At 60.0% G+C, this 11,081-nt stretch carries 12 protein-coding genes and 1 pseudogene; 5 read left to right on the top strand and 8 right to left on the bottom strand.

Annotated elements, in window-relative coordinates:
* The 4 genes and pseudogenes from VFU66_RS01950 to rpsP form a co-directional block, all read right to left on the bottom strand.
* Positions 1-418: pseudogene (locus VFU66_RS01950) on the bottom strand (hypothetical protein); the annotation flags it as partial.
* Between the two features lie 44 nt (positions 419-462).
* Positions 463-1,086 (bottom strand): ribosome maturation factor RimM, encoded by a 624-nt coding sequence (gene rimM, locus VFU66_RS01945; RefSeq protein WP_326444546.1) that lies wholly within the window; start codon positions 1,084-1,086, stop codon positions 463-465.
* 67 nt (positions 1,087-1,153) lie between these two features.
* Positions 1,154-1,456: a KH domain-containing protein gene (locus VFU66_RS01940; RefSeq protein WP_326444545.1), complete on the bottom strand. Its 303-nt coding sequence runs from the start codon at positions 1,454-1,456 to the stop codon at positions 1,154-1,156.
* 281 nt (positions 1,457-1,737) lie between these two features.
* Positions 1,738-1,989 carry a 30S ribosomal protein S16 gene (gene rpsP / locus VFU66_RS01935; RefSeq protein ID WP_326444544.1) on the bottom strand — a complete coding sequence of 84 codons (252 nt, stop codon included), beginning with the start codon at positions 1,987-1,989 and terminating at the stop codon, positions 1,738-1,740.
* 207 nt (positions 1,990-2,196) lie between these two features.
* Here rpsP and VFU66_RS01930 point away from each other — a divergent pair, with 207 nt between their 5' ends.
* Both VFU66_RS01930 and VFU66_RS01925 read left to right on the top strand, forming a co-directional pair.
* The gene (locus VFU66_RS01930) at positions 2,197-2,907 is read left to right on the top strand and encodes an esterase family protein (RefSeq protein WP_326444543.1); all 711 of its coding nucleotides are present in this window, start codon (positions 2,197-2,199) and stop codon (positions 2,905-2,907) included.
* Between the two features lie 36 nt (positions 2,908-2,943).
* Entirely contained in the window at positions 2,944-3,936 is a 993-nt protein-coding gene (locus VFU66_RS01925; RefSeq protein WP_326444542.1) for an ATP-grasp domain-containing protein, read from the top strand.
* Between the two features lie 54 nt (positions 3,937-3,990).
* On the opposite strand, the gene VFU66_RS01920 is transcribed toward VFU66_RS01925, so the two are convergent.
* From VFU66_RS01920 to VFU66_RS01910, 3 genes are all read right to left on the bottom strand, one after another.
* Positions 3,991-4,533: a putative outer membrane beta-barrel protein gene (locus VFU66_RS01920; protein ID WP_326444541.1), complete on the bottom strand. Its 543-nt coding sequence runs from the start codon at positions 4,531-4,533 to the stop codon at positions 3,991-3,993.
* 276 nt (positions 4,534-4,809) lie between these two features.
* A complete protein-coding gene (locus VFU66_RS01915; RefSeq protein WP_326444540.1) occupies positions 4,810-6,702 on the bottom strand; it encodes a hypothetical protein in 1,893 nt (630 codons plus the stop codon).
* A gap of 92 nt (positions 6,703-6,794) precedes the next feature.
* Positions 6,795-7,889: a TonB family protein gene (locus VFU66_RS01910; protein ID WP_326444539.1), complete on the bottom strand. Its 1,095-nt coding sequence runs from the start codon at positions 7,887-7,889 to the stop codon at positions 6,795-6,797.
* A 383-nt stretch (positions 7,890-8,272) separates the two neighbouring features.
* Between VFU66_RS01910 and galE the strand changes: the two genes are divergently transcribed.
* Both galE and VFU66_RS01900 read left to right on the top strand, forming a co-directional pair.
* Positions 8,273-9,241 carry a UDP-glucose 4-epimerase GalE gene (gene galE / locus VFU66_RS01905; RefSeq protein WP_326444538.1) on the top strand — a complete coding sequence of 323 codons (969 nt, stop codon included), beginning with the start codon at positions 8,273-8,275 and terminating at the stop codon, positions 9,239-9,241.
* A gap of 168 nt (positions 9,242-9,409) precedes the next feature.
* Positions 9,410-9,988 (top strand): DUF421 domain-containing protein, encoded by a 579-nt coding sequence (locus VFU66_RS01900; RefSeq protein ID WP_326444537.1) that lies wholly within the window; start codon positions 9,410-9,412, stop codon positions 9,986-9,988.
* A 6-nt stretch (positions 9,989-9,994) separates the two neighbouring features.
* Here the strand turns inward: VFU66_RS01900 and VFU66_RS01895 are convergent, their stop codons facing one another.
* Positions 9,995-10,183, bottom strand: a complete 189-nt coding sequence (locus VFU66_RS01895; protein WP_326444536.1) for a hypothetical protein — start codon at positions 10,181-10,183, stop codon at positions 9,995-9,997.
* Between the two features lie 131 nt (positions 10,184-10,314).
* Here VFU66_RS01895 and VFU66_RS01890 point away from each other — a divergent pair.
* A partial coding sequence (locus VFU66_RS01890; RefSeq protein WP_326444535.1) for an AMP-binding protein occupies positions 10,315-11,081 on the top strand: 767 nt, incomplete at its 3' end.

The raw sequence follows: 11,081 nt of genomic DNA, 5'->3' as shown, positions 1-11,081 counted from the left end.
CGATGCGGTCGAGCCGACATAGTTCGCGCGCCCCGGCCTGGGTGAAGGGGCGGCCCTGCGCGGAAAGCAGGATGACGCGCGTACCCGCAGGGGCTGAAGCCCCGGACTCCATTTCGGCGGTTGCGCCACGACTGAAGTCGTGCCCGTTCGAAGCCACTTCACCGGCGGAGGCGCGCTCTGATCGTGGCTTGATTCCCAGGGACTCGAGCGCCTCGGCCAGCGGTTCCGGTTTCAGCACCATGCCTTCGCCGCCGCCAAACGGACGGTCGTCCACCGTGCGGTGACGGTCGTGTGTAAAGCCGCGCAGATCGTGCGTGCGAACCTCGACCAGTCCAGCCGCGCAGGCGCGCTTCAGCACGCCATAGTCCAGCGGACCGCTGAAGAACCCGGGAAAGATCGTGATGATGTCGAAGCGCATGGCAGCCTGAAGAGCGTCACAGCCAGTGTATCCGGCTGCTGTATTTATTCGCGCGACTCTCGCTCGCTCTTTGTGCCGGCGTTGCGGTTCACGTCAAGCAGCCCCTCGGGCAACTTCATCTCAATCCGCTTCGCCGCAATATCCACGCTAAGCAGAAACGCCTTGGCAAACGGCACCAGCACCTCGTCATCATCAGCCGTCTTTACTACAAGCAGCGAGGCCGCATCTTCCAGACGGCGTGCGCCATCGGGCGTCGTGGCAAACTGCACGTCGGTCACGGTCCCAATCGGGGCCGCGTCGTCATACACGGTGCATCCGGCCAATTCGCTGATGTAGGCAGCGCCATCTTCCAGCGCAACTCGCTCTCCGCGTGGCACCAGCACATCCATTCCTGCCAGCGCCTCTGCCGCGGAGATCGAATCCACCCCGGCGAACTGGAGCACAATGCGCCCTTCATTTTTTCCTACGGGAAGCCAATGAGCCAGCACCTCGGCCGGACGCGCCGCTGCCTCGTCGCCAGCAAAGCCTGCTGGTGCCAGAAACACGTGCTTTCGCTCTTCGAACTTTTCGGGAAAATCCGTCAGCAGTTCAGCCAACAGCTCGCCTTTGCGACCTTGCGGGCGTAGCAGATGGGCCAGCACAACCCAAGATAGGGAACTCGTACTCATCAGGCGTAATGACTCGCGCCAGCGCCGAAGGTTTGGCTTTGCGTCATGCGGAGAAGTAGTGCCTGCATCAGGAAGCGGCCTGCTTGCCCTCTTCCACGATGTCGAGCGCATAGCGATGCTTCAGCTTCATGCTGGCTGCGCTCAGGATCGTGCGCAGCGAGCGCGCCGTCCGGCCTTGCTTTCCAATTACCTTGCCTACATCGGACGGAGCCACGTGCAGACGTAGTACCGTTGCATCCCCGTCGTGCAGCGCCTCCACAACGACGCTTTCGGGGTTGTCCACCAGGGCGCGCGCAATTTCAATCACGAGTCCTGTCATATCGTCCTTTGCGGGCTCGTCTCCTGCCTCGAACTCCATGGCCTGGGTCATCAACAAATCCTCCTGGGAAATCACAGTGCAGCACTCCTGCCCAACCTGTATGTCCCGTCTTATGCGGGAGTCTTCCAAGGCGTGCCAAAGCGAGCGAAACAGTGAATCATGGAGAAGCGTCGGGCTAACCCCCGGAACGCCTCCACTTTACACCCATCTGTCAAGAGGGTGTAACACCATGGAGTCTACGTGAGCGGTTCTGCTGGAATCGAGAGAGGGAACCTGAAATGCCAGCAATCTTTGGGAACCTTCTGCAAGTTCCCAAAGATTGGGTCTGGTAACTAGGCCGCAGCCGTTTCCTGAGTCGCAGGGGCCTGCGCCAGGAGCTTCTCGACGCGGTCCGACAGGCGCGCGCCATTTTTGGTCCAGTATTCAATGCGGTCGCGCTTCAGTTCAACCGACGCAGGGTTTGTCCGCGGATTGTATGTGCCTACAACCTCAACCGAGCGGCCATTGCGGGCACGGTCCTTTTCGATGACCACAATGCGATAGTGAGGTTGCTTACGCGCTCCTACGCGCGCCAGACGGATCATTAACACAGGGAATGCCTTTCAAAACTCGTAGTGTGGGCGCCGTCGCAGCACGCTCCAGCCTTCCTTGGCTGGCGGCAAGACAGACATGTCCCAATACCTAAGTATCGCGGAAACTGACGGTTTTCGCAATCCTTCCCAGCCCCAAAATCTCCGGACAGGCCCGGAACGGCCTCCGGTACACTACGGGTACATCCGTAACCAGCCTGCATGAGACGCGAATATTACAAATGGTTCTCGCCCGCACTCGCACGCGAGATGGAGCTGCTTGTCTTCGGGCACGCCGGCACCCCCACACTCGTCTTTCCCACATCCTGCGGGCGCTTCTTCGACTTCGAGGACAACGGCATGGTCGCCGCCATCGCAGGAAAGCTCGAAGAGGGTCGCGTCCAGCTCTTCTGCGTCGATTCGGTGGACGCAGAAAGCTGGTACAACCGCAACGCCGCTCCGCGCTGGCGTATCGGGCGCCATCTCCAGTACGAACGTTATCTCCTCGACGAGGCGATTCACTTCGTCCATCAGCAAAACGGCGTTTCCGGACTGGCGGCTATCGGGTGCAGCTTCGGCGGCTACCACGCAGTCAATCTCGCACTTCGCCACCCGGAGATCGTCTCGGCGGTCCTCTCGCTGGGCGGAGCGTTTGACCCGTCCATCTTCCTCAACGGCTACATGGGCCAGGATGCCTACTTCCACCTTCCACTCCACTATCTTCCCAACCTCACCGATCCGTGGTATCTCAACCGTTTCCGCCATAACACGTACACTTTCGCCATAGGTGCCGCCGACCAGTGCTGTGATGACAATGAAAGACTCGCCCACCTGATGTGGGGCAAAGACATCCCCGTTCGCTTCGATGTCTGGGGCGATGGCGCAGATCACGGCTGGCCCTGGTGGCGGAAGATGTTGCAGACCTATCTTTAAAGACGGAGCGGACAGAAGACGGCTATGGAGCGTTCAGTGAAAAAAATCGGCGTCCTCTTCGGGGTGGAGAACACCTTTCCCAGCGCCCTGGTGGACAAGATCAATGCATTCGAGATGGAAGGCATTCACGCCGAGTTTGTCCACCTGGGCGAGGCCAGGATGGCAGAGCCGACCGGTTACGCCGTTATCATCGATCGCATCTCGCACGACCTGCCCTTCTATCGCGCCTACCTGAAAAACGCTGCTCTCTCGGGCACGCAGGTCATCAACAACCCCTTCTGGTGGTCGGCCGACGACAAGTTCCTCAACTATGGCCTCGCGGCAAAGCTAGGCGTGGCTGTGCCACGCACGGTGCTGCTGCCGCACAAGCAGCTCCCGCTCGAGGTCTCTGACCGCGCACTGCGCAACCTGCAATATCCGCTCGACTGGGAGGGCATCTTCGCGCACATCGGCTTTCCCGCTTTTCTCAAGCCGCACAACGGCGGAGGCTGGCGCGATGTCCACCATGTCCACTCGTCCGAGGAGTTCTTCCGCGCCTACGACCAGTCTCGGGATCTCTGCATGATGCTCCAGAGCGCGGTCGATTTCGAGCAATACTTTCGTTGCTTCGTCGTCGGCCAGTCCGAGGTGCTCGTGATGCCCTACGATCCACGCCGCCCGCATGAGCATCGCTATCTGCCCGGCCCTCCGGCATGCGAGAAGAGGCTTCTGCGGCGCATCGAGCGCGACGCCCGCACGCTCTGCCGCGCTCTCGGCTACGACCTCAACACGGTGGAGTTCGCCGTCGAAGACGGCATCCCTTACGCCATCGATTTCATGAACCCGGCGCCGGATGCCGATCTCCACACGGTCGGCCAGGCCAGCTTCGACTGGATTGTGGACTCGGTCGCCAGACTTGCCGTGCGTAAGGCACAGGCCTCGCGCGCGGCCCATCCTCGGATGCGCTGGTCGTCGCTTCTCAATCAGACATTGCCGAAAAAGCGTCTTCCCAGACAAAAGAAAGCAGCAAAACGGGGAGCCTCCCGGTAGCGTGAGCAAATCATCGTCCGGCTGTGAAAGACGCGCGTCGTTGCGAGAGCGCAACTAGCGGAAGTGGTACGCGACGCCGACGGAGAACAAGGTAGGCGTCAGGCCGTTCGGTGGGAAGCCGAACCAGTGCTGGTACTCGAAGTCTCCCCGGACGTAGAGGTAGGGGAGTGCCTTGTAATCGAGCCCTACGCCACCAGCCATCAGGTTGTAGGCAAGATTGGGATGTGGGCCATTGGGGACGTAGGCAGGGAAGTTGAAGACGCCGCGCCCATACATGCCCTTGACGTAGGGAGACAGCTTGTTATCGCGGAAGTTCCAGAAGTAGCGTCCGCCGATCTCGTAGGTCTTTTCGTAGAGACCTGCATTGCCACCGCCTTTGACAAAATGAAAGTTGCCTTCGATGCCCACATGGTAGTTGAAGTCATAGGTGAAGAAGGCCATGCCGCCTTGGTATCGCCCGCTATAGTCGGCGTTTGCCATGGTGAAGCCGCCACCGATTTTGAGGTCTCGAGACCGGGAGGCGGTTGCGGTCGCCTGCGCATGGAGTGCTACTGTCCCGCAGAGCAGGCAGGCGATGATGGCAATTTTTTTCAGCAAACACATCTCCTGAGTTGGCCTGATGAAGTCATCGGCTGCGGACCTGATTTCGTGAAGCTATGGAAGACATCGTAACGGACGTGGCTGGTTACGGAAGCAGGAAACTTTGCGCGGTTGCAATCTTGAGCACGAGCCGCAGGGAAGAAGCCAACGGATGAGGTTTGCCATACAACCGAAGACATCTTCGAGAGCGTTGTCGCTTCCTGAAGAAGTTAGATGCAAAAACAAAAAGTACGGGACTGGTGTAAGCGACCAGCCCCGTACAGTCAGGCGAAACTAGTTCTGCGGTTGGGTCGATGCGGCTGCTGGAGCCGCGGCGTTGCCGGCTGGAGCAGGCTGCGCGGTTCCCTGGGCGTCCGCTGCTGGAGCGGCTGCTGCCGGGGCCCCCTGCTGTGCCGCGCCCTGAGTATCAGCCGCTGCAGTCGGTGCCGGTGCTGCCGGAGCATCAGGAGCCTTATAGTAGCTCAGCTTCAGATAAACAGGCGCCACTTCAAACGGCATCTTGTCGGACGGTGCCAGTAGCGGCTCATAGGCTGTGTGGAGTACAACAACCTGGTCCGTCCAGGGATCCATGCGCATGAAGCTGGACAGCGGCATGGCCGCCTGCTGCTTCATGTCCTTCATGTCGAGCTTCTCGCCCTTGGGCAACATGGCCGACATCCAGAAGGTCTGGTCGTTGTCGCTCCGGGTCAGTCCATCGCCGATCATCGGCTCTTCCAGCGACTTGAGCGCCGCTGCGCGCTGCTGGAGCTGCTGGAGGTAGAGGCCGAAGTACTTCTCGCCGCCCTCCAGTTCCTTGACGCTGAGCAGCTTCATTGCCTCCTTCGCCGCAGATTCGTTGTCCGCATCCGTATGGTGCATGGGGATGCGATCAAAGACCGAAGTTGTGGGGAAGAGAAGACGGTCATTGAAGGCGTAGCGCGTGTCGAGCCGGTGGCCAAGCACGATGTGGGCGATCTGGAAAGCCAGGATGGCGTTCAGGTTGCCCATCTGCTGTGAGCCGTCTGACGAGATCACGCCGGTCGTGTCGAGCAGGCCCTTGGAGATGATGATCGTGTTGCCTACTGCAAGCGACTCGAGCGGTTCGGTTAGCAGGGTGCGCACCTTGATGGGCCGCGAGAGAGTGATGTTGTTATAGGCCAGAATGTTGTTGGCCAATGCCGCAAGGGTATTGTCGAAGTCACTGGGAGCGTCAAGCAGACCGGCTTGGAAGAGGCGGTTGATGACATTGTCCTCCGCCTGCTGGACCCAGGCACGCTGCGCGCCGAGCGGGCTTACGTCCTGCGCGTCGTTGCTGACGTCGGTCGCGCCGACCACATCCATCGACGTATTCTCAGAGTCAGCCGCAGGCACCTTGAGCACATAGCCCCAGACGTGGTTGATGGCCTTGAACTTCAGGGTGCGCGTTGCGCTCTTGGGGTCGCTCTCTTCAACATAGAAGGAGGTGGGCAGCCACAGGTCGGGCTGCACGTTGGTGCGCCAACTGTCAAAGTGGTAATACTCGCTGTACTCCTTCTCGGAGCCGGAGAAGTCGCCGTTGAAGCGGACGACATTGCCGCCTTTGGTTTCGATCCAGATGCGTCCGAAGAAGCGCCCGCGCGAGGGCTTGCCGGGAATCGGTGTTACGTCGAAGACGGCCGTCGGAGTATTGCCCAGGAAGTCGTTACGCACGTAGCTGAAGACGTAGTGCTGGCGGTCGAAGTCATTCGAGTCCATCAGTAGCATCTGCACGAAGCCGGCCTGGTGAAAGTTCAGGTGCAGGCTGCTGCCAAGGCCCGTAATGAACGAGGTCGATTGCTTGAAGAAGCCCACCTTCTTGTCGGCCGTGTAGGTACTGTCGCCGATGACCTTGTTGAAATCGACGCGACCGAGGAAGTGCTGGTCCGACTCGGGCACCTGGCCCATCAGCGGATCGGGCTTCATGTTCTGGATGTAGGTTTCGACGAGCGGAGCGCGCTGCTTGACCGTCGTAATGACGACCTTCTCGCGTGCGATGGCCTTGTCGATCAGCGCATTCTGGCCGGCGGTCAGCTTGCGCGCGGGCAAGACGTCTTCCTGGTGCTTCTTCTTGCCGATGTGCGGGAGGCCCACGCCTGCATGAGCAGGGAGGGAGGCTGCGATGAAAAGTGCCAGTGCCAAACCGGCCGTGGACTGTTTCCCGAGGTTCATGATTGCTTACTCCTGCGGCGACCCTTTGGGTCAACCCGTAATAATGGACTTGATGCTATTGCATAAAACAGCTTCTGACGCAGCAAGTTTCGTTAGCCGGCCAGTTGGAACGCAACATTGACAACACCTTCCCAGTCGATTGCGCGACCGGAGGCGTCGGTGGCCGGTGAAAAGCGAGTACCTTCGACGGCGCGGACGGCAGACTCGCCGAGTCCGTGACCGAGATCGCTGGTGACGCCAAGAACCTGCACGACACCTGTAGACGAGACCCGAATCCGTACTGATACAACTCCTTCGATATGAAGCTTGGTGGCTTCAGCCGTGTACTCCGGCTTGGGCTTGTAAAGGACTCTAGGCGGATGTCCCACCGATGCGGTTGGGGCCGAGGGATGAGGCATCGGCGGCGGCGTAACCTGGCCGAGGTTGACTGGGCCGGCAACGCGACCGCGGGAGTTCAGCGGACCTGTTCCACCGGCCACGCCGAGTCTGACGCCACGAACCTCATTGCGAGCGTTGTCGCGGCCGTTCATGTTCTGGCTGCCGGCCGAGCCGGAACCAAGATTGACAACAGTGGACCGCGGGCCCATGCCGTTGTTCGACGACGGCATTCCAGCCATTCCGCGCTGGCCGAGGTTCACAGCCGACATGGCTGGCCGGTTCGAAGGCGCGATGGGATTGTTCGTCTGGCCAAGCGAAACGGCCGACGGATGCGCAGAGTTGTTAACCACCGAGGCGGCCTGCGCCTGCGCAAGGTTGACCACGCGCGGGGCTGGAGGTGGCTGCACGAGCTTGGGAGGCGCCGGAAGCACAACCGGCACGGGCTGCGTCATCTTAATTTCTGGCGGCTTGGGCACGTCCGGCAGCTTGACTTCAGCCACCTTAATCTTGGGAGCTTCCACCTTCAGTACGGGAGGCTTCGGAAGCGGTTTGGGAATAATCTTGGGCTTGGGCTGTTCGGGCTCGGTCTTCTTCAGAGGAATCGGCTCGGTGAGGTGCGTGAGCCGCACATTGTCCATGTGTTTTTTGGCCGCAGCGCCCAGAATGCAGATGACGATCGCAACGGTAATGTTGACCGTGATGGAGGTAAACAGCGAAGCCTTGCTCTGGCTGCCGTCGTTGAGCACGCCGAAGTGAGCAAATTGCACATCAGGCGGGTTAGGGTTGTCACTGCGCAGCGGCTTAGCCATGGAAATTCCTTGAAGCGTCCCGGAGCATGCGGGACGGAAAGATCCGACCAGTCCTGTCGGCAGAGGACAGGAACCAGTGAGAGGGGAGGGTTTGACTCCGAGTGGATTGCCGGAGCGCGGTCGAGGTGCCTGAACTGGGCCTGGGATCCTCGATGAAACCATTCACGATGAGATTCGCAATCCTGGTCATCGCTTAGCTTCTATAAACAGACGTTGAGAACAACGGAAAAGGTTGTAGCTGGGCCATGCACCTTGAAATCGCTGAATCAGTTCATGTGCAGCGACGCAGCTCGTCACTTACTGCAAGTATATTGCCGTATGCGTATGTGCTTGACACTAGTACTTTTGTGGTATCCAAGAAGAGTACCTAAAGGAGTGATTCAATGAAGGTTTTAGTCAGTGGTGGAGCGGGTTATATCGGGGGCACCGTAGCTCGTCTTCTGCTCTCTCGTGGGCATGATGTCACTGTGTACGACAACCTCTGTCACAGCAGAAGATTAGCTGTTCCTCATCAGGCAAAGTTCGTAGAAGGCGACGTGGCTGATCGCACCCTTCTGGAGAAGACGCTCCGCGAAAAACGTTTTGACGGCATCATGCACTTTGCTGCTCTCATCGAAGCCGGTGAGAGCATGGTGCGGCCCGAGATTTATTTCCGTAACAACACCGTTGCCAGCCTGACCCTGCTGGAAGCCATGCTGGCGACCGGACACGACCGCCTGGTCTTCAGCTCGACCGCCGCCTGCTATGGCGAGCCTGAGAGTACGCCAATCCTCGAAGATGCCAGGCTGAAGCCGACTAATCCCTACGGCGAAAGCAAGTTGCTGGTCGAGCAGATGCTTGGGTGGATGAACGCAATTCACGGGCTTCGCTACGCGAGCCTGCGATACTTCAACGTCGCCGGTGCGATCGCAGGCTACGGTGAAGCGCATGAGCCGGAGTCGCACCTGATTCCGCTGATTCTCGACGTGGCGCTTGGCCGCAGGGAGAAGATCAAAATCTTCGGCCAGGACTACCCCACGCACGACGGCACCTGCATCCGCGACTACATCCACGTCGAAGACCTGGCGGAGGCACACCTGCTCGCTCTCGGTGCGCTCGAACAGCGGAGCAGGGTCATCTACAACATCGGCAACGGGCAGGGTTTTACTGTGCGCGAGGTCATCGAGTCGGCGCGGAGGGTGACAGGCAGGCCTATCCAGGTCGAAGAGTGCCCGCGCCGCCCGGGCGACCCGGCGGTGCTGGTGGCCAGCTCCGAGAAGATTAAGGCTGAACTGGGATGGAAGCCGAAGTTCGCCGAACTGGACAAGATCGTCGCAAGCGCGTGGGAGTGGCACCAGAAGCGTTATGCCTGAGAACCCCACGAACCTGCTTCTTGTATTTCCATTTCGCCCCTTTTGCATTTCCATTTTGCAGCGCAGCGAAGGAATCCGCTGTTCGCTGAAGTTGAGAGCAGTCCAGATGGCCTCCCGGTTGACGCGCTAAGGTTATAGGTGCAACCTGCCGTGAACAAGGAGGCCGTCTTGATCCATAGCATGTTCTTTCTTCAGTTGCCGGTGCTTGAGAAGATTCTCCGCCCGATGATCGTGTACCTGGTCCTGGTGGTGTTTCTGCGCATCTTCGGCAAGCGCGAGCTGGCGCAGTTGAACCCGTTCGACCTGGTCGTGCTGCTGAGCCTGTCCAACACCGTGCAGAACGCGATGATCGGCGACGACAACTCGGTCTCGGGAGGCATCATCGGGGCACTTTCGCTGCTGGTCATCAACTGGCTGCTGACCCGGGTGCTGTTCCATGCGCCGAAGCTGAGTGACGCGCTCGAAGGCGACGTGACCGTGCTGGTACGACATGGCGTGGTCGATTGGGCAGCGGCGAAGAAGGAGGCGTTGACCGATCTGGAGCTGCGCTCCGTGCTGCACAGGCAGGGTTTCGACAGCTTCGAGGAGGTCGAAAAGCTGGTGCTGGAGCCGAATGGAAACTTCTACGCTGAGGGCATCAAATCGATGAGCGACGACGCGCAGCGCGCCGCGATGCTGCAAGCGATTGAGTCGCTGACCGGCGAGGTGCGGCAGATGCGTGTGGAACTGGCGGCGGGCCGGGGTTGACGGCGCTCATCCCTGCGACGAGGAGATCTTTTCAAGCGCGCGGCGATACCGCTCCGGCGGCGTGGGGAGCCGCGCATCGCGGAGGGCCGCGCGATAGCCGCCAAGATAGATCGAGTACATGACGGCCAGCGCGCAGCCTACGCCAAAGCCGAAGCCGAACAGAAAGCCGAAGATGGCCGGAAGGTAGGCGCTCATCTCAATCGAGTCTATCGCGTGGCGTTGCATCTGGCGAAACGGAAGTACGCGCGGGTTGCCCCTGTTTGTGCCGATAGCGTACCTTTTGGTGGGTGGAAAAATTGCATTGATTTGTTCACGGAGGGTAGTGCGTGGCCACGTTGGAAGAGAGCAGGAACCTTGATTCAAGCCTGAGAGAAAACCGGGTGTTTCAGCCGCCCGCCGAGTTTGCGGGGCAGGCGCATGTAAAGAGCCTGGGTGAGTACGAGGCCATGTACCGCCGCAGTGTCGAGCAGCCGGAGCAGTTCTGGGCCGAGGCCGCGAAGGAACTCGACTGGTTCCAGCCCTGGACGAAGGTGATCGACGGCGAGGCACAGCATACGAAATGGTTCGTCGGGGGCAAGCTGAACCTCTCGCACAACTGCGTGGACCGTCATGCCTTGGGCGCGCGCAAAGATAAGGTAGCCATCCTGTGGGAGGGCGAGCCGGGCGAAGTGCGTCGGCTGACCTACGCCGACCTCCACGACGAGGTGCAACGATTCGCTAATGTGCTGAAGGGACTCGGCATCAAACGCGGCGACCGTGTGGCCATCTACATGGGCATGTGTCCGGAACTGGCGATCGCGCTGCTGGCCTGCGCGCGCATTGGCGCAATTCACTCGGTCATCTTCGGCGGATTTGCCGCGCACGCCATCTCCGACCGAGTGAATGACTCCGGCTGCGTGGCCGTCTTGACGCAGGACTCCAGCTACCGTCGCGGCGGTGAGGTGAAGCTGAAGTCGATTGTGGACCAGGCGCTCGAAAAGTGCCCCACGGTGAAGCATGTCGTGGTCTACCGCCGCTCCGGCACGCCCGTCGAGATGAAGGAAGGCCGCGACCTCTGGTGGGACGAGGCGATGTTGACCGCCTCGAAGGAGTG

This window comes from Edaphobacter sp. (genome assembly GCF_035763405.1).
Lineage (GTDB): Bacteria > Acidobacteriota > Terriglobia > Terriglobales > Acidobacteriaceae > Edaphobacter.
This window is presented reverse-complemented; position numbering and strand designations above follow the sequence as displayed.